Below are 17294 nucleotides of genomic sequence, written 5' to 3' on the forward strand. Positions count from 1 at the left end.
GAAAATCGCTGTAATCAAAAATCAACAATTAAATCGCAAATTAAAAAAATCATATATGGCGGTTTTAGTTTGGATGCAATATGTTGTATTGACGTACAGCTATGTGTGTCGCTATGAACATTGGTTGGGAGTTGAATCCCGATCAAAATTGTCCTAGTAAAGAGTCCCTAATTCACAATCCCTATTTCAATGCAGAGACGCAAATTAAGGAAGTGCAATGTCAAATTTTGATCTGGTTATTCAGCTATTTCTGCAACTCACAGTTATTTTAGTCACTTGTCGCATCGTCACGATTTTAGGACGCCGCTATCTTGGTCAAACCGATGTTGTTTGCGAAATGATTGCAGGTGTAATGCTAGGCCCATCACTTTTAGGATTGATTGCACCGGATTTTCAGCAATGGCTGTTTCCTAAGCTTCCCATTATCACTGCTGTAGGACTGAAGATACCCAATCCATCAATGTCAATTTTATATGCTATTAGCCAGATTGGGTTGGCAATTTATATGTTTTTAATTGGTTTAGAGTTCAATACCAAACTCTTAAAACATCATATCAAAAGTGCAAGTTTGCTATCTGCTGCCGGGATTATCACTCCTTTTATTTTAGGAGCGATCGCATCTTTTTGGTTTTATCACAATGGCGATTTCTTTCAACCAAAAGTAACGTCTTGGTCAGCCGCTTTGTATCTAGGCGCTTCGATGACAATTACGGCTTTTCCGATGTTAGCTCGCATTCTTTACGAACGCGGTCTTGCACAAACCCGCTTCGGTACTTTGGCTTTAGGTGCAGCATCGGTAGATGATGCAGTTGCTTGGTGTTTGCTAGCGATCGTACTTGCTAGTGTGAAAAATTCTCTGAGCATCGCCATATTAGCAATTGGTGGTGGCATTTGCTACGTGCTATTTGCAATTTTTCTCGGTCAACCTCTACTGAGAGCGTTCACACGCATGACAAAACGCGATGCAGGCGTGAACAGACAAAGCCTGACTTTAATGTTGATAATTTTGATGTTTTGTGCATGGTTTACTGATGTCACAGGTATCTATGCAATATTCGGTGCTTTTGTGCTGGGAGCAGTAACTCCACGCGGAGAATTTGCCCAACAAATTCGCCAATATACTGAGTTTTTAACTACTTCTTTTTTGCTACCGATATTTTTTGTGTTCTCTGGACTCAACACTCAAATTGGATTAGTAAACACACCTACTTTGTGGGGAATTACGCTCTTAATTATTGCGATCGCAATTCTTGGCAAAGGTATTGCTTGTATGTTGGCTGCAAAATTAGCCGGGGAAAATTGGCGCGAATCTGCAACTATCGGTGCTCTGATGAATGCTCGTGGTTTGATGGAATTAATCATCCTCAATATTGGTCTGGAGCAAGGCATAATCACCCCAACTTTATTCACTATCATGGTTATTATGGCAGTCATCACTACCCTTATGGCATCACCACTGGTTAGCTTTTTGTTGCACGGTACAAGCTATGAGAAAACTTCCACTTAAGCAAATTTAAAGATAAAATTAATTACCTAAAAATTGGGGAAAATTATCTGCTTTGATTCAGGCTATAAACGCTAAATTGTTTGTATTGCCGTTTAAGCGCTATTAGAAACTGACTGCCTATCACCTAACTTTTTTGATATTGGTCATTGTGAACATATTCTAGATGTAGCTCCTAAAATCATCAAAATTCATGTTTCATTGCTGCAACTGCATCGTAACAGCAATTGACATGAGAAGAAAGTACAAATTACCCTTGAGCGTATCTAACAAATTTGACATTTTCCAGTCTTTTAAAGAATTATCTTAGACAAACCAGATAGTTAATTTTGAGGAAACCATGCACATAGTTATTCTCGTTCTGGTTGAGGTGCTGATTGTTATTGGACTTTCACGACTAGTAGGGTTAGCATTCCGTTCCATTAAGCAACCACTGGTAATTGGTGAGATTGTCGCCGGGATTATGCTTGGCCCATCTTTATTTGGTTTAGTTGCTCCCGATATAGCAGTTACCTTGTTTCCACCAGAAACTATTCCTTTTCTAAATGTTTTATCTCAGGTGGGACTAATATTTTTTATGTTTCTAATTGGGCTAGAACTAAATCCAAAATACCTCAATAGTCAGTTAGAAGTAGCTGTTTTAACTTCTCATGTCAGCATTTTGGTGCCGTTTTCTTTAGGAACATTGCTAGCGGTGATCCTTTATCCCCTAGTTTCCAATGCAAGTGTATCCTTCACCGCCTTCGCCTTGTTTTTGGGAGCAGCGATGTCGATTACTGCCTTTCCAGTGTTGGCGCGAATCATTACTGAAAACAATTTACAAGGAACGCGTTTAGGAACATTGGCGTTAACTTGTGCAGCAGTGGATGATGTCACCGCTTGGTGTCTATTAGCAGTAGCGATCGCAGTAGCTAGAACTGGTGACTTTGCTGGTGCGATACCCACAATTATTGCCAGCATATTTTACATCGGCTTGATGTTGACGGCCGGTCGTTGGTTCCTGCAACGCCTTGCCAAACACTACCTTCGTGCGGGACGACTCAGCCAATTGCTGCTAGCTGGAATTTATATGGCAGTAGTTGCGTCTGCACTAATTACCGAACTAATTGGTATTCACTTAATTTTTGGGGCATTTTTACTGGGAGCAGCCATGCCCAAAAATGAAGATTTAGTGCGGGAATTGGCAGTAAAAACCGAAGATTTTGTTTTGATATTCTTGCTACCAATATTTTTTGCCTACAGTGGTTTACGGACGCAGATTGGCTTGCTCAATCGTCCCGAATTGTGGCTTTTATGTGCGTTGGTTTTAGGAGTGGCGATCGCAGGCAAATATGTTGGTACTTATGTAGCGGCCCGTGTCAGTGGCATTAGTAAACGGGAAGCCTCGGCACTCGGTTGGTTAATGAATACTCGCGGCTTGACCGAACTGATAGTACTAAACATTGGTCTAGAGTTAGGGGTAATTTCCCCCTTAATATTTACCATGCTGGTAATTATGGCATTGGTAACTACATTCATGACCTCGCCACTGCTGGAATGGACATATCCGAAGAAGCTGATCAGGTTAGATGTCATCGAACCGGAATTGGAAGCAGAAACAGGTATAGACACCTCTGCTGAAAGTGAAGCTTACCCTCATCCTTACCGGATTTTGGTGCCAGTGGCTAATCCAAGTACCCAAAAAGGTTTAGTACAGTTGGCAGTAGCGTTGGCGCAGCCCGCCGTAGGTATCGCTCTTAATTACCGATATCCTGCCATTGTTAACCCTCTTAGCCTGATTGAATTTGAAGAAGACTATGCCTTTGAAAGTACCCCAGTTGAAGCAGACCGATTAATCGCCCAGCGCCGCCAGCAGCTAGAAGAATTAATTAATACTCTAGAACCGCCAGAAACTCGTTCTTATGTGCATCCTATCGTTCGGATATCCAGCAATGTTGCTCGCGAAACAGCACAGATTGCCACATTAGAACAAGCTGATTTAATTCTTGTGGGCTGGCATCGGCCAGCTTTTAGTAGTAATCGTTTAGGTGGACGAGTTGGACAAATGCTTACCACTGCACCAGTGGATGTAGCAGTGTTTGTAGATAAAGGCAAAGACCGATTAGAAAGTTTATTAGTACCTTATTCTGCAAATATCCATGATGATTTAGCACTAATACTAGCTCTGAGACTGCTAATCAATCGTGAAACTTGTATGTTGCAGATATTACAGATAGTAGCAAATCATGCCAACGAAGAATTGAGTTACGAACTCCACACGATGATGGAACAATTGCCCACCAGTGTACGCGATCGCATTGAAATCAAAATTATCGAAGCCCCAGAACCAATTCAAGCAGTAATTCAAGCCTCACAAGGTGTTGACCTAACTATTGCTGGCACCAGCCGCGCTTGGGGTATCGAGCGCCAAACCTTGGGAAGATATACAGATCAACTAGCTATCCAATGTCGTTCTTCCTTGCTGATTACTCGCCGCTACAGTCAAGTCACCGCTCACTTAGCCTCTATGCTTCCTGAGGTTAGTAGTCAAGAGCCAACATTGAGGAGTTGAGATTATGAATCATTTCAACTTCAAATCTTTAGCTTTTTACGGAGTAGCTATAAGTTCAGTGCTACTGTTGTTTAAAACTGTAACCGTCTACGGGGAAAACAATCTCAAGGCTCCTCCTCCAATTAACGGTCGGTATCGTCTAACCCTGGCAGAGAATTTGCCTAACTGTGAAAAATCGGATACTCTGACGTTAAACATTCAGCAGTCGGGTATTTACTTAAATGCCTCTGTATTACCGGCAAACGCTAACCCGAATACTGACGAAAAGCACTCTCTGGCAGGTATCTTCAGAAATCAACAATTAAATTTATCTGGGAAAGTTGGTAGATCAATCCTTTGTAATATTCCTCGCCCCCAAAATGATCCTCTAAACTCAGTCGCAATTCAAATGCAACTTGTGGATAAAGGTAATATGACAGGTCAATTAACCGTAAATGGCATTCCACAAACTCTGAAATTTACTGCTGTACCCCAAAAAGCTCAGGAAAAATCTCAGAAGTTAAACAGTCATTGAACTGGAGAGTGAGGACTGGAAACTAGGGGAGAGGGATTTAAAGCGCGAAGTAAACAGCAATGTGAGTGCATTGTATGGGTTTTATGGAGCAGATAAAAAGAATGAATCAGGGACTAAAGACTAGACAATTTTGCCAATGGGGTAAGCAGCTATTTAGCGTCAGTATATTAGGCTTTTATGCAGCGATCGCCCTCGAAACTTGCACTACTGCTGCTACACCAGTGGCAAAGCTAGATAATTGGCGTTTTTCCCCGAAGACACAGCAACTTGAAATCACCCTCTCAAGAGGCACAACCCCTCGTTATTTTTACTTAGCCCAACCCTCTCGTCTGGTTGTAGATTTACCGAATACTAAGTTGGGCAAAGTTACCACGCAACAAAATTATTCTGGAGCAATTAAAAGCATTCGCGTTTCTCAACTAAATGAGAACGACACACGCATTGTCCTAGATTTAGCGCCAGGGACTGTTTTTAATCCTAAACAGGTACAACTGCAACCCCTTTCCCGAAAAAACTCCACTCGCTGGGTATTACGTCCGGTTATTTCTGGTAAAACTACTGCCGTGAAACCAGGAAACTCCCCACCTTCACCCAAGAAACAACCTCAAACACTCCAAAAGCTTCCTACTAACGTACCCGTAACTACTACTAATCTACAAGCGCCCTTACTCACAGTTCCGCCTCCATCCAATGAACTGCCCTCAACAATTACTAATAACTCAGGACAGCCTTTTGTCACTGTTCCTCCCCTAACTCCCAATACACCTTCTCAAGAACCTGGTTTGATTCTTCCCCCTCCGTCTTTCCCAAATCAAACCGGCAACTTGAATAGCATTCCTCCTTTCGGTATGTCGGAATTTCCAGTTCCAACAATCCCAAATGTTCCAAATCCCCAGGTGATAGAGTTTGGTCAACCCCTACCTAAAAATAGATAGTGGAGAGTGGGGAGTAGGGAGTGGGAGGATGAGGGAGCAGGGAAAGCGGGGGAGGCAGGGGGAGATGAGGGGGACAAGGGGGACAAGGGAGAATTATTGAACAAATTTCTTCCTTGTCTCCCCCCTCTTCCTTGTCTTTTGCTAATGCCCCATTCCCAATTCTAAAATCTGTCAGTTTCCTGAGGAGTTCCAACTGCTCCAGGTTGAGCAGTAAAGAAGTTTTGAGCAGCTTCATTCTGATATATACACCTAATATCAGGTTGGCCACTGTCCAAGTTACCTGTGAATCCAAAGGTATTCAGGCGATTTTTGCAATCTCTTACCTGATCGGATGTCACCAACTTGCGGTTCTCTAAAAGCGCCCAGTTATTTTGTCGGATTACGCATCCAGGACGCATACTCGGCTGGGAAACATAAACATTAAAGGGGTTGAGAGTGACAAACAGTCTAGCGTCCATCACCATCGCGCTGGCTCCGTACTGCACGCAAATTTCAGGATTCGGTGCTTTGGTGTCAATGAATTCACGAGAAGCCACATTTGATGGAGCCAACGTGGTTGTAGAACTAAAAGCAATGCCAATCCCAATTCCCAAAATCAACACCCCTCCCATAATTGCGATGGTGAAGAGGTTAAACATTGGGGATTGGAAAATAGAGGGTTTAGAAGTAGTAGCCGATCTACCAGTAGGTTTACGTCTCATTTTTGCTTAATCACCTTCACGCCGATTTGGAAGGGAGTGGTCTAAAGTTATCTCCCTATTTCAGTATGCCTATTCTTGATTGTAATTGTCTGCAAGTTTTTGGGCAGTATTCTTCTTAAATGATAAAAATAAGAACTTATTTAGATATCTCGACAGAATTTCAACCTTGTCGGTTATTGTTTCCATCTTGAATAATTGGTGAGTATTTTTATTTATTTGCCGATTAAGGAATTGTTATTACTGTTGTGCTGATTCACATAAAAATTACAGAGTAACTGTCTTTAAACTTCTATATTTTATTAACCAATCATAGCATATTTTTGAGATCTCTCAGATAGTCTTGATTCAATTTGCACAAATGATGCAGTCAGAATCCTTGAATTATCTAGCTTTTTGTTTGTAAGTTTGCGGAAATTATGACCGGAGGAAACCTGTGATTATAAATTTCTTAACCAAATTTTTCGTATTCTTATTAGAAATTTTGGTTACCCCTAGTAATTGATATGTTAAACAATGTAACTTAAAATTTAAGAAAGTTTTAATAACTAATTAGAAGCAAGTGGGATCTCAAAGAGCGTTATTTTCAAGCAAGAAGTTTAAAACTTCGCAACTTAAACTTTTTCTAGCTGATAGTCTGACTATTTTTTGGGGAGATTGGTTAGATTTACGTGTCAGAATCGTGCAAGTTGCTGCATCAGGATTAATATCCCCACTGATATATATTTTAGCTTTTGGCTTGGGTTTAGGTAGTTCCATCAAACCTGGTTCGGGGATTAGTGGTAACTATAACAACTATTTAGAATTTATATTACCGGGGATGGTGGCGCTATCGTCGATGACGATTAGCTTTGGTGGAACGACATTTTCCATTTGTGGAGACAGACTATTTACCAAAACCTTCGAGGAATTGTTGTTAACTCCCATACATCCCTTAGCGTTGCATATCGGAAAAATGCTGGCGGGAGTAGTGCGGGGGTTGATGACATCTGGTTCCGTGATTTTGGTAGCGGTGCTGCTTACTGGAAACTGGAATTTTCTCAACCCACTATTTTTACTGTTGGTGGTGCTGAATTGTTCAGTATTTGCTGGGTTAGGGGTGATTGTGGGGTTGAGTGTGCGATCGCTCGAATCAGTTGGACTCTACAACAACTTTATAATTATCCCCATGTCTTTCTTAGGGGCAACCTTCTTTGACCCTGGGACATTACCACCAGCGCTCAAAGTCGTAGTTTACCTGTTACCACTAACCTACGCCAGCATCGGACTGCGTGCAGCAGCCCATTTACCCTTGTCTCAGTTTCCTTGGTACAGCATACCGATTTTGCTGGTGATAGCGATCGCTCTTTCTTTGTGGGGTGGTTATAAATTCGCTCACCAACAAGATTAAAGTCTTGATTACAACTTGTGCTTGAAATGCTGATTGAATTGAGTCATTAGTCATTTGCTCATGACTAATGACTAATTACAAAGGACTAACTAGCTAACAGAGTTTTTTCTAGAGAAGTCCAACGGAAGGCGCGATCGCCACCTCTCTCAATCACTACTCTCACTCGTGGTTCTAGCTGAGGCAAATTCGTTAAATACTCAAGTTCCTCATTGGAAAGAATATGCCCTTCAATAATCCACAAAACCAGCCCCTTTGACTTTGGTGGTAGCTGTTCTAGATGAGAATTGATAATTGGCGGCAAATAGTACACATGACCTACTGCGGCACCGCTACCAGTGCTTTTTTTACCAAGATGAGGAGGTCTGACTCCATGAATTCTTGTGAGATACGCAGCTACGTCGCCCAGTCCCCTGGCGGTAATGTGAAGGGTGGTATAACCAGCTGCCCGTAGTCGGCGCTGATATCGACCTTCATAACCTCCTTCCAGAGGTACATACACTCCAAGAGCGCCAAATTTTTCCAGATCGCGGATTAAACCGTTGCCAGTGGTAATTAGTGCCATAGATTTTCGTCTTATCCCACTTAGATATTTCTATTATTTACCCTGAACCGAGAGATTAAAAGCATTTTCTTTGGGCATTGAGCGTTGGGTATTGAGTATGCTTATTCTCCTTGTCCCCCTTGTCCCTCTCATCTCCCGTGCTTCTTCCCCACTCCCCAAAAATAACTCTATAAATTACTGGACAAACATAAATAAATAATTTATATTATTAGATTGTGACCAAACACGCAAATTAGGCTGCATTCTTACTGTCATTCTGAGGTAGTGTTAGCATCAAAAGCTGATAACTCAATCCAAATTGGATAATATAACTCAGATTGATCATAGACTGGTAAACTAAGAAAGCTTTCAGGTCAACATTGGAGCTTATGGACGAAGAATCAAAGCCAATCCAAAGCTCCAGGGTACACTTACTCCTGTGCCTCTGAAAAAGCAGGCAAAATCTTAAACAATAGTTTAAGGTGTTTAAGGAAGTAAAAACTGAGCAGCAATGTTGGTTTCATGGCATTACGTCAGTCTCAGTTAACGGATACTGAGCGGTAAAAACCGCTTAAGTCCAACTGCAACAGGGCAGTAGCCAATCTCCGGGAAGCCGCCTTATGGGCGTCTAAAAATCGGAAAAACCCGCCGACAGCGCTGCCTCCAGAAAGTGCCAGAGCAATTGCTTGGACGAAAGCATTGCTGCACACAGCTTAAAGCTGTAGCGCCTTGCATTGATTCCAGAAGTTACTCCTTCCCAATGGGAAGGGACTTGTGGCTGTTCTGGTGATCTAGTGAGTGAAGCTAAACAGATTCACCAAGCAGTACGGACACGGTTTGTTGTGTCCGAAAGCATTTGGAGCGGTTTATTTAAATCATTCCAAATTTCGCAGGCTAACCCAGCCTAAACTGATGCGTACAAAACGTGTCCTCTAGAGTTCAATTCCAAGGTCAGCAAGTAGAAAGGAGAACCAGTTACTGTGTCTGTAGGTATTCTCGGCACCAAGCTGGGCATGACCCAAATATTTGACGAAGCAGGAGTAGCTATTCCTGTGACTGTCATTCAAGCAGGGCCATGCACCGTTACACAAGTTAAAACGAAACAAACCGATGGTTACTTTGCCATTCAAGTTGGTTTTGGCGAAGTTAAACCAAAGGCACTGAACAGACCACTATTGGGTCATTTGGCTAAATCATCTGCTCCAGCATTACGTCACCTAAATGAATATCACACCGATAGTTCTGGTGATTATGCTTTAGGTCAACAGATTAAAGCAGATATTTTTAGTGCAGGTCAAATTGTCGATGTAGTCGGCACAAGCATCGGTCGCGGCTTCGCGGGTAACCAGAAGCGCAACAACTTTGGTCGTGGGCCCATGTCACACGGTTCCAAAAACCACAGAGCACCGGGTTCTATTGGTGCTGGTACAACACCAGGTCGTGTCTATCCAGGTAAGCGGATGGCAGGGCGTCTAGGTGGGAAACGTATCACAATCCGCAAACTGACCATAGTGCGAGTTGATGCAGAACGCAACTTATTGCTAATTAAGGGAGCTATTCCTGGTAAACCGGGTGCTCTAGTAAGTGTTGTGCCTGCAAAAGTAGTGGGATAGTCAAAAGTCATTAGTCAAACGTCATTAGTCATTAGTCATTGGCTAAGGACAAATGGCAAAAGACAAATGACAAATGACAAATGACAAAGGACAAATAACTAAAGATGGTTGAAAGCGTAGTTAAAAATTGGCAAGGAGAACAGGTCGGCGAGACGACCTTCGAGTTGCGCGTTGCCAAGGAAGAAACAGCGTCTCATATTGTGCACCGCGCCCTAGTACGGCAATTGACTAATGCTCGTCAAGGAAATGCCAGTACAAAAACTCGTTCAGAAGTCAGAGGCGGTGGCCGTAAACCTTGGAGACAAAAAGGTACTGGTCGCGCTCGTGCAGGGTCTATTCGTTCACCACTTTGGCGTGGTGGTGGTGTGATCTTTGGACCAAAGCCCAGAGACTTTAACCTGAAGTTGAACCGCAAAGAGCGACGTTTAGCACTGCGGACAGCATTTGTCAGCCGCATTGAAGACTTAATAGTAGTAGAAGAATTTAGCACCGAGCTATCTCGCCCTAAAACTAAAGAATTAGTGGCAGCACTTGCCCGTTGGGGAGTAGTACCAGAAAGCAAGTCACTGTTAATTTTGTCTGAAATTGCGGATACAGATAACATTTATTTGTCAGCCCGCAACATTGAAAATTTAAAACTAATTGCAGCCGACCAGCTAAATGTTTTTGATTTACTGCACGCTGACAAGATTGTAGTTACGGCATCAGCCCTAGAAAAAATTCAGGAGGTCTACAGTGCCTAGCTTTGACCCCCGTGACCTTGCCGACTTAGTACGTCGCCCAATCGTCACCGAGAAAGCGACCATCCTAATGGAACAAAATAAGTACACCTTTGAAGTAATTCCAAAGGCATCTAAGCCAGAAATAAAGGCTGCGATCGAAGACTTATTTCAGGTCAAGGTTGTAAAAGTCAACACCACCCTACCACCGCGTAAAAAGCGGCGCGTTGGTAAATTTATTGGTTATAAGCCCCAATATAAGCGAGCCATTGTTACCGTCGCACCTGGGGATGAAGACAAGATTAGACAAGTCCTATTCCCAGAAGTCTAAAAAAGTTGTGAGTTAGGAGTTATGAGTTACTGAACTCAAAACTCAAAACTCAGCACTCAGCACGGGCTAAACGCCCCGCTAACGCTATCAGCACTCAGCACTTAAAAATATGGGTACTCGTTCTTATCGCCCTTATACCCCCAGCACTCGCCAAGTTACAATTTCTGACTTTGCGGAAATTACAAAAACTGAGCCAGAAAAATCCTTAACGACCTCAAAGCATCGCGCCAAAGGTCGGAATAATACTGGACGGATTACTAGTCGTCGCCGGGGTGGCGGACACAAACAACTTTACCGGATCATTGATTTTAAAAGGGATAAACACAATATTCCTGCCAAAGTCGCAGCAATTGAATACGATCCTAACCGCAATGCCCGAATTGCCCTTTTGTATTACCAAGATGGCGAAAAGCGGTACATCCTCCATCCCAACGGGTTAAAAGTTGGAACAATAATTATTTCTGGGCCTGAAGCTCCCTTTGAAGATGGTAATGCTTTGCCTCTCTCGAAGATTCCCTTGGGTACTGGTGTTCACAACGTAGAACTGACCCCTGGTAAAGGTGGTCAAATCGTGCGTGCTGCTGGTGCTAGCGCTCAAGTTGTGGCAAAAGAAGGTAATTATGTCACTCTCAAGTTGCCTTCAGGAGAAGTCCGCTTGATTCGACGCGAGTGCTACGCCACCATTGGACAAGTAGGCAACACCGATGCCAGAAACCTGAGTGCAGGTAAAGCAGGACGAAATCGCTGGAAAGGTCGTCGTCCTAAAGTTAGAGGTAGCGTCATGAACCCAGTGGATCACCCACATGGTGGTGGTGAGGGTAGGGCACCTATCGGTAGATCAGGACCTGTTACACCTTGGGGTAAACCCACATTGGGCGCGAAGACACGCAATCGTAAGAAACTTAGCAGCAAATTGATTATCCGTCGTCGCCGTAAGTCTTCCAAACGCGGTCGCGGTGGTCGTGAGTCTTAGAGAGTTAGGAGTTAAGAGTTAAGAGTTATAAGTTGAGAGTAAAATCTAACTCCTAATTCCTCACTCCTCACTCCTCACTCATAATTCCTAAATCCTAAATCCAAAATTGAACTATGGGTCGTTCTCTAAAAAAAGGTCCTTTCGTTGCGGATCATCTCCTAAAGAAAATTGAAAAGCTCAACGACAATAACAGAAAAGAAGTTATTAAAACTTGGTCAAGAGCTTCGACAATTTTGCCTCTAATGGTAGGTCATACCATAGCTGTTCACAACGGACGCCAACACGTTCCAGTTTTTGTAAATGAACAAATGGTGGGACACAAGTTGGGTGAATTTGCCCCGACACGTACCTACAGGGGTCATGGAAAAAGCGATAAAAAAGCAGGTAGGTAGTCATTAGTTATTAGTCATTAGTCATTAGCTAAAGACAAGTGACAAATGACAAATGACAAATGACAAAATTGGAGAAAATTATGGCTACTAATACTACTGAAGTAAAAGCGATCGCTCGTTTTATCCGCATCTCGGCCTACAAGGTGCGTCGGGTACTCGATCAAATCCGGGGGCGATCATACCGAGAAGCGCTAATCATTCTGGAATTCATGCCCTATCGCGCCACTGAACCCATATTGAAGGTTCTTAGAAGCGCTGCTGCCAATGCTGAACACAACGCTGGGTTAGATCGGACTCAACTAGTGATTACTCAGGCATACGCCGATCAAGGGCCATCCCTGAAGCGGTTCCAACCAAGAGCGCAAGGTCGAGCTTACCAAATTCGCAAGCCGACGTGTCATATTACTGTGGCCGTTGCAGCCGCCCCAGAAAAATAAGCACACTTACACGAATAAATTGCGTAAAGTAAGAAATCTTAGAGGAAGCATTCGTGGGACAGAAGATTCATCCAGTTGGTTTTCGCCTGGGTATTACACATGAACATCAATCCCGTTGGTTTGCTGTTCCTGACCGCTATCCAGAACTTCTACAAGAAGATCACAAACTCCGTCAATACATAGAACAAAAGCTGGGTAGACTTGCTCAAAACAACGCCGGGATTTCTGAGGTACGGATTGAGCGCAAAGCCGACCAAATCGACTTAGAAGTACGCACAGCAAGACCAGGTGTAGTGGTAGGCCGTGGTGGACAAGGTATCGAATCCTTGCGTACCGGACTCCAAGGGTTGTTGGGTAGTAATCGCCAAATTCGCATTAACGTAGTTGAAGTCCAACGAGTTGATGCTGATGCCTACCTAATTGCCGAATACATTGCTCAACAATTGGAACGTCGGGTTTCCTTTCGGCGGGTAGTGCGGCAATCGATTCAACGTGCCCAACGCGCTGGTGTCCAAGGCATCAAAATCCAAGTTAGCGGTCGGCTCAACGGTGCAGAAATTGCCCGGACAGAGTGGACTCGTGAAGGTAGAGTACCTTTACATACCTTACGGGCTGATATTGACTACTCTTATTGCACAGCAAAAACTGTTTACGGCATTTTGGGTATCAAAGTATGGGTGTTTAAAGGAGAGATTATTCCTGGACAGGAAGAGACTCCACTACCACCTGCAACCCGTGATCCTCGTGATCGTGGCGATCGCGATCGTGAACCCCGTCGTCGTCAACAACAACGTCGTCGCCAGCAATTTGAAGACCGCTCCAATGAAGGATAAATCGTCATTAGTCATTAGTCATTAGTCATTAGGGAATGGCAGATGACAAATGACAAATGACAAATGACAAATGACAAGTGACAAACCATGTTAAGCCCTAGAAGAACTAAATTCCGCAAACAACAGCGCGGACGGATGGAGGGACTAGCCACCCGTGGTAGCACCCTCAACTTCGGTGATTTTGCACTCCAAGCGCAAGAACCAGCTTGGATTACCTCCCGGCAAATCGAGGCTTCTCGTCGCGCAATGACCCGTTATATTCGTCGGGGTGGACAAATCTGGATTCGGATTTTCCCTGATAAACCTGTAACCATGCGTCCTGCTGAAACCCGGATGGGTTCCGGTAAAGGTAATCCAGAGTTTTGGGTAGCTGTAGTCAAGCCAGGACGAATTCTGTTTGAAATCGGTGGGGTTTCTGAAGAAATCGCCCGTGAAGCTATGCGTTTGGCTTCATTTAAACTGCCTATAAAAACCAAGTTTATTGTGCGCTCTCAACCACAGGAGCAGGAGTAGCTTATGCCTCTTCCAAAGATTTCAGAAGCTAGAGAATTAAGTGACGAGAAGCTCTCTGATGAAATTGTCGCTATCAAAAGACAACTATTTCAGTTGCGCTTGCAAAAAGCTACAAGACAATTAGAAAAGCCCCACCAGTTCAGACAAACTCGACACCGCCTAGCCCAATTGCTGACGCTAGAGACAGAACGCAAACGGGCAGCAAGTCAATCGGCTAAAGAAGAAAAGTAGAAGATTATGGCAGTTAAAGAACGAGTTGGCTTGGTAGTGAGCGATAAAATGCAAAAAACTGTGGTAGTCGCCATAGAAAACCGCGCTCCTCACCCCAAGTACGGCAAGATTGTGGTTAACACCCAACGATATAAAGTTCACGACGAAGAAAATAAGTGTAAAGTAGGCGATCGCGTTCGCATTCAGGAAACTAGACCCCTGAGTAAAACCAAGCGCTGGAAAATCACAGAAGTCCTGAACGTCAAACCTACTTAAACCTCATCGTTGTTAGAAACTAACAACATTACAAGGGAGAATAATTGTGATTCAACCCCAAACTTACCTAAATGTCGCAGACAATAGCGGCGCCCGCAAACTAATGTGCATCCGCATCTTAGGCGGAGGCAACCGCCGTTATGGTTTTATCGGCGATAAAATTATCGCTGTTGTCAAAGATGCTACACCCAACATGGCTGTAAAAAAGTCTGATGTCGTGGAAGCAGTAATTGTCCGCACTCGTAAAGCTGTATCTCGTGACAGTGGCATGAGTATTCGCTTTGATGATAACGCTGCTGTGATTATCAACAAAGACGGTAACCCCAGAGGCACACGGGTTTTTGGCCCAGTTGCACGGGAACTGCGCGATAAAAACTTTACCAAAATCGTTTCTCTGGCTCCGGAGGTGCTTTAATGGCAACCAAACAGGGTACGCCCAAAGTATTCCACAAAATGCACGTCAAAACTGGCGACACCGTACAAGTGATTGCTGGCAAAGACAAAGGAAAAGTTGGTGAAATTATCCAGGCACTTCCCCAACTGAGTAAAGTTGTGGTCAAAGGTGTCAACATTAAAACCAAGCACGTCAAACCCCAGCAAGAAGGGGAGTCAGGGCGGATTCTCACCCAAGAATTCCCGATTCATAGCTCCAACGTGATGCTTTATTCCACCAAGCAAAATGTTGCCAGTCGTGTTTGTTATACCTTTACCTCAGAAGGCAAAAAAGTCAGAAAACTCAAGAAAACTGGTGAGATTCTGGATAAATAGTTAGAAGTTAGAAATTAAGAGTTAAGAATTTAACTCATGACTCATAACTCATAACTCGTAACTTTGTTCCCTGACCAAGCCCAGGGATATCAGGACAAAAAACTATGGCGACAACAAGACTCAAAAGCTTATATCAAGAGACAATCGTCCCCAAACTGATCAATCAGTTTCAATATACCAACGTTCATCAAGTACCGAAGTTGGTAAAGGTTACTATTAACCGGGGTTTGGGTGAAGCAGCTCAAAATGCGAAGTCGCTGGAAGCATCCATTAACGAAATTGCTTTAGTCACTGGTCAAAAACCAGTGGTAACGCGGGCGAAAAAGGCGATCGCTGGCTTTAAAATTCGTCAAGGAATGCCTGTGGGGATCATGGTTACCCTCAGAGCCGAACGGATGTATGCCTTTTTTGATCGGCTCGTTAGTCTATCACTACCCAGAATTCGAGATTTTCGTGGCGTTAGCCCTAAAAGCTTTGACGGACGGGGTAATTATACTCTGGGTGTGAGAGAACAGCTAATTTTTCCAGAAGTCGAATACGACAGCATCGATCAAGTGCGTGGGATGGATATTTCCATCATCACCACAGCAAAAAATGACGAAGAGGGACGCGCCTTACTTAAAGAATTAGGAATGCCCTTTCGCGATCAATAAGTTCATCTATAGAGGGAACGATGGCGGCTAACGACACAATTGCAGATATGCTGACGCGCATCCGCAATGCCAACCTGGCGCGGCATCAAACTACACAAGTGCCAGCTACAAAAATGACCCGGAGTATTGCCAAAGTACTACGGGAGGAAGGCTTTATTGCTGAAATCGAAGAAGCAGAAGAAGGGGTAAAGCACAATCTGGTGATTTCCCTGAAATATAAAGGGAAGAATCGTCAGCCTCTGATCACCGCCTTAAAGCGAGTGAGTAAGCCAGGCTTACGTGTTTACTCCAATAGAAAAGAATTACCAAGGGTACTAGGCGGCATTGGCATTGCCATTATTTCTACATCCAGTGGTATTATGACTGACCGCGAAGCGCGGCGTCAGAACTTGGGTGGTGAAGTGCTTTGTTACGTTTGGTAGTCATTGGTCATTAGTCATTTGTCATTTGTCATTAGTAAAAGACAAAGGACAAGAGGCAAAGGACAAATAACAAAGGACAAAAAGTCATGTCTCGTATTGGTAAACGTCCAATTACTATTCCCGCCAAAGTTCAAGTGGCGATCGATGGTACAAATATTGTGGTGAAAGGCCCGAAAGGAGAACTTTCTCGCACTCTAGCACCTAATGTCTCACTCTCTCAAGAGGGAGAAATATTGCAGGTAAATCGTCGAGATGAAACTCGTACTTCAAAGCAACTTCACGGCTTGAGCCGCACTTTAGTTGCCAACATGGTCGAGGGAGTTTCCCAAGGTTTTCAGCGCCGTTTAGAAATTCAAGGTGTTGGTTACCGGGCACAACTTCAAGGGCGTAACCTAGTTTTAAACATGGGTTACAGCCATCAGGTGCAAATTGAACCACCAGAAGGAATTCAGTTTGCTGTAGAAGGTACCACTAATGTCATTGTTAGCGGCTATGACAAAGAAATCGTAGGTAACACAGCCGCCAAAATTCGTGCCGTTCGTCCACCAGAACCTTATAAAGGTAAAGGCATTCGCTATGCCGGTGAAGTGGTCAGACGGAAGGCTGGTAAGACTGGTAAGGGTGGTAAGAAGTAGAAATGAAACTTACTCGTAGAGAATCAAAAAACCGTCGTCATCGACGCGTTCGTGGCAAAGTTATCGGCTCCCCAGAACGTCCGCGTTTAGCGGTATTTCGTTCTAATGAGCATATTTATGCCCAGTTAATTGATGATACTCAGCATCAAACCATCGTGTCTGCATCGACTGTAGAACCAGATTTGAAATCTAGTTTAGCGTCATGTGCAAACCGCGATGCATCGGCGCAAGTTGGTAAGTTGATCGCAGTGCGATCGCTAGAAAAAGGCATCACCAAAGTAGTCTTTGATCGCGGTGGTAACTTATATCATGGTCGTGTCAAAGCATTAGCTGATGCAGCACGCGAAGCTGGTTTAGATTTCTAAAGTCATTGGTCATTAGTCATT

Annotated in this window: 23 protein-coding genes; 21 read left to right on the forward strand and 2 right to left on the reverse strand. The window is 43.7% G+C overall.

Annotation, left to right across the window (positions count from 1 at the left end; all coding sequences use genetic code 11):
* The first annotated feature begins 217 nt into the window (after positions 1-217).
* The 4 genes from H6G92_RS04600 (at position 218) to H6G92_RS04615 (ending at position 5504) form a co-directional block, all read left to right on the forward strand.
* Positions 218-1507: a cation:proton antiporter gene (locus H6G92_RS04600; protein WP_190891217.1), complete on the forward strand. Its 1290-nt coding sequence runs from the start codon at positions 218-220 to the stop codon at positions 1505-1507.
* A gap of 337 nt (positions 1508-1844) precedes the next feature.
* Entirely contained in the window at positions 1845-4055 is a 2211-nt protein-coding gene (locus H6G92_RS04605) for a cation:proton antiporter (RefSeq protein WP_190891219.1), read from the forward strand.
* A 4-nt stretch (positions 4056-4059) separates the two neighbouring features.
* A complete protein-coding gene (locus tag H6G92_RS04610; protein ID WP_190891221.1) occupies positions 4060-4569 on the forward strand; it encodes a hypothetical protein in 510 nt (169 codons plus the stop codon).
* A 101-nt stretch (positions 4570-4670) separates the two neighbouring features.
* Positions 4671-5504, forward strand: a complete 834-nt coding sequence (locus H6G92_RS04615) for an AMIN domain-containing protein (RefSeq protein ID WP_190891223.1) — start codon at positions 4671-4673, stop codon at positions 5502-5504.
* 161 nt (positions 5505-5665) lie between these two features.
* Here the strand turns inward: H6G92_RS04615 and H6G92_RS04620 are convergent, their stop codons facing one another.
* A complete protein-coding gene (locus tag H6G92_RS04620; protein ID WP_190891225.1) occupies positions 5666-6205 on the reverse strand; it encodes a DUF3172 domain-containing protein in 540 nt (179 codons plus the stop codon).
* 559 nt (positions 6206-6764) lie between these two features.
* On the opposite strand from H6G92_RS04620, the gene H6G92_RS04625 reads away from it, so the two are divergent.
* Positions 6765-7592, forward strand: a complete 828-nt coding sequence (locus tag H6G92_RS04625; protein ID WP_190891228.1) for an ABC transporter permease — start codon at positions 6765-6767, stop codon at positions 7590-7592.
* A gap of 85 nt (positions 7593-7677) precedes the next feature.
* On the opposite strand, the gene ndhN is transcribed toward H6G92_RS04625, so the two are convergent.
* A complete protein-coding gene (ndhN, locus tag H6G92_RS04630) occupies positions 7678-8154 on the reverse strand; it encodes an NAD(P)H-quinone oxidoreductase subunit N (RefSeq protein WP_190891230.1) in 477 nt (158 codons plus the stop codon).
* 959 nt (positions 8155-9113) lie between these two features.
* On the opposite strand from ndhN, the gene rplC reads away from it, so the two are divergent.
* From rplC to rplR, 16 genes are all read left to right on the forward strand, one after another.
* On the forward strand, positions 9114-9746 hold the full coding sequence (gene rplC / locus H6G92_RS04635; RefSeq protein ID WP_190891232.1) for a 50S ribosomal protein L3: 633 nt from the start codon (positions 9114-9116) through the stop codon (positions 9744-9746).
* Between the two features lie 104 nt (positions 9747-9850).
* Positions 9851-10489, forward strand: a complete 639-nt coding sequence (gene rplD / locus H6G92_RS04640; protein WP_190891234.1) for a 50S ribosomal protein L4 — start codon at positions 9851-9853, stop codon at positions 10487-10489.
* Positions 10482-10796 (forward strand): 50S ribosomal protein L23, encoded by a 315-nt coding sequence (locus H6G92_RS04645; protein WP_069070779.1) that lies wholly within the window; start codon positions 10482-10484, stop codon positions 10794-10796. Before rplD ends, H6G92_RS04645 begins: the two co-directional genes overlap by 8 nt.
* A gap of 109 nt (positions 10797-10905) precedes the next feature.
* Positions 10906-11769: a 50S ribosomal protein L2 gene (rplB, locus tag H6G92_RS04650; protein WP_190891236.1), complete on the forward strand. Its 864-nt coding sequence runs from the start codon at positions 10906-10908 to the stop codon at positions 11767-11769.
* A gap of 113 nt (positions 11770-11882) precedes the next feature.
* Positions 11883-12161 carry a 30S ribosomal protein S19 gene (gene rpsS, locus H6G92_RS04655; RefSeq protein WP_012410721.1) on the forward strand — a complete coding sequence of 93 codons (279 nt, stop codon included), beginning with the start codon at positions 11883-11885 and terminating at the stop codon, positions 12159-12161.
* 80 nt (positions 12162-12241) lie between these two features.
* Positions 12242-12598, forward strand: coding sequence for a 50S ribosomal protein L22 (rplV, locus tag H6G92_RS04660; RefSeq protein ID WP_190727944.1), 357 nt, complete (start codon positions 12242-12244; stop codon positions 12596-12598).
* A 53-nt stretch (positions 12599-12651) separates the two neighbouring features.
* Positions 12652-13431, forward strand: coding sequence for a 30S ribosomal protein S3 (gene rpsC, locus H6G92_RS04665; protein WP_190891238.1), 780 nt, complete (start codon positions 12652-12654; stop codon positions 13429-13431).
* 87 nt (positions 13432-13518) lie between these two features.
* Complete coding sequence (rplP, locus tag H6G92_RS04670; protein ID WP_012410718.1) at positions 13519-13944, forward strand: 50S ribosomal protein L16; 426 nt, start codon at positions 13519-13521, stop codon at positions 13942-13944.
* Positions 13945-13947: 3 nt separating this feature from the next.
* The gene (rpmC, locus tag H6G92_RS04675) at positions 13948-14175 is read left to right on the forward strand and encodes a 50S ribosomal protein L29 (RefSeq protein WP_190891241.1); all 228 of its coding nucleotides are present in this window, start codon (positions 13948-13950) and stop codon (positions 14173-14175) included.
* 6 nt (positions 14176-14181) lie between these two features.
* The gene (rpsQ, locus tag H6G92_RS04680) at positions 14182-14430 is read left to right on the forward strand and encodes a 30S ribosomal protein S17 (protein WP_100901244.1); all 249 of its coding nucleotides are present in this window, start codon (positions 14182-14184) and stop codon (positions 14428-14430) included.
* 46 nt (positions 14431-14476) lie between these two features.
* Positions 14477-14845, forward strand: a complete 369-nt coding sequence (gene rplN / locus H6G92_RS04685; RefSeq protein WP_069070772.1) for a 50S ribosomal protein L14 — start codon at positions 14477-14479, stop codon at positions 14843-14845.
* The gene (gene rplX, locus H6G92_RS04690; RefSeq protein ID WP_190891243.1) at positions 14845-15198 is read left to right on the forward strand and encodes a 50S ribosomal protein L24; all 354 of its coding nucleotides are present in this window, start codon (positions 14845-14847) and stop codon (positions 15196-15198) included. The genes rplN and rplX overlap by 1 nt, the downstream gene beginning before the upstream one ends.
* Positions 15199-15302: 104 nt before the next feature.
* Positions 15303-15851: a 50S ribosomal protein L5 gene (gene rplE, locus H6G92_RS04695; protein ID WP_118167585.1), complete on the forward strand. Its 549-nt coding sequence runs from the start codon at positions 15303-15305 to the stop codon at positions 15849-15851.
* A gap of 20 nt (positions 15852-15871) precedes the next feature.
* Complete coding sequence (gene rpsH, locus H6G92_RS04700) at positions 15872-16273, forward strand: 30S ribosomal protein S8 (protein WP_012410712.1); 402 nt, start codon at positions 15872-15874, stop codon at positions 16271-16273.
* 86 nt (positions 16274-16359) lie between these two features.
* Complete coding sequence (gene rplF, locus H6G92_RS04705; protein WP_190891246.1) at positions 16360-16908, forward strand: 50S ribosomal protein L6; 549 nt, start codon at positions 16360-16362, stop codon at positions 16906-16908.
* A 2-nt stretch (positions 16909-16910) separates the two neighbouring features.
* Complete coding sequence (gene rplR / locus H6G92_RS04710) at positions 16911-17273, forward strand: 50S ribosomal protein L18 (RefSeq protein ID WP_069070767.1); 363 nt, start codon at positions 16911-16913, stop codon at positions 17271-17273.
* Positions 17274-17294: the final 21 nt, after the last annotated feature.

This window comes from Nostoc foliaceum FACHB-393, from assembly GCF_014698505.1.
GTDB lineage: Bacteria > Cyanobacteriota > Cyanobacteriia > Cyanobacteriales > Nostocaceae > Nostoc > Nostoc foliaceum_A.

Coding starts and splice junctions, on each gene's coding strand:
- H6G92_RS04600 (WP_190891217.1), top strand. CDS start 218: ATGTCAAATTTTGATCTGGTTATTCAGCTATTTCTGCAACTCACAGTT.
- H6G92_RS04605 (WP_190891219.1), top strand. CDS start 1,845: ATGCACATAGTTATTCTCGTTCTGGTTGAGGTGCTGATTGTTATTGGA.
- H6G92_RS04610 (WP_190891221.1), top strand. CDS start 4,060: ATGAATCATTTCAACTTCAAATCTTTAGCTTTTTACGGAGTAGCTATA.
- H6G92_RS04615 (WP_190891223.1), top strand. CDS start 4,671: ATGAATCAGGGACTAAAGACTAGACAATTTTGCCAATGGGGTAAGCAG.
- H6G92_RS04620 (WP_190891225.1), bottom strand. CDS start 6,205: ATGAGACGTAAACCTACTGGTAGATCGGCTACTACTTCTAAACCCTCT.
- ndhN (WP_190891230.1), bottom strand. CDS start 8,154: ATGGCACTAATTACCACTGGCAACGGTTTAATCCGCGATCTGGAAAAA.
- rplD (WP_190891234.1), top strand. CDS start 9,851: ATGGTTGAAAGCGTAGTTAAAAATTGGCAAGGAGAACAGGTCGGCGAG.
- rplB (WP_190891236.1), top strand. CDS start 10,906: ATGGGTACTCGTTCTTATCGCCCTTATACCCCCAGCACTCGCCAAGTT.
- rpsS (WP_012410721.1), top strand. CDS start 11,883: ATGGGTCGTTCTCTAAAAAAAGGTCCTTTCGTTGCGGATCATCTCCTA.
- rplV (WP_190727944.1), top strand. CDS start 12,242: ATGGCTACTAATACTACTGAAGTAAAAGCGATCGCTCGTTTTATCCGC.
- rplP (WP_012410718.1), top strand. CDS start 13,519: ATGTTAAGCCCTAGAAGAACTAAATTCCGCAAACAACAGCGCGGACGG.
- rpmC (WP_190891241.1), top strand. CDS start 13,948: ATGCCTCTTCCAAAGATTTCAGAAGCTAGAGAATTAAGTGACGAGAAG.
- rpsQ (WP_100901244.1), top strand. CDS start 14,182: ATGGCAGTTAAAGAACGAGTTGGCTTGGTAGTGAGCGATAAAATGCAA.
- rplX (WP_190891243.1), top strand. CDS start 14,845: ATGGCAACCAAACAGGGTACGCCCAAAGTATTCCACAAAATGCACGTC.
- rplE (WP_118167585.1), top strand. CDS start 15,303: ATGGCGACAACAAGACTCAAAAGCTTATATCAAGAGACAATCGTCCCC.
- rpsH (WP_012410712.1), top strand. CDS start 15,872: ATGGCGGCTAACGACACAATTGCAGATATGCTGACGCGCATCCGCAAT.
- rplF (WP_190891246.1), top strand. CDS start 16,360: ATGTCTCGTATTGGTAAACGTCCAATTACTATTCCCGCCAAAGTTCAA.
- rplR (WP_069070767.1), top strand. CDS start 16,911: ATGAAACTTACTCGTAGAGAATCAAAAAACCGTCGTCATCGACGCGTT.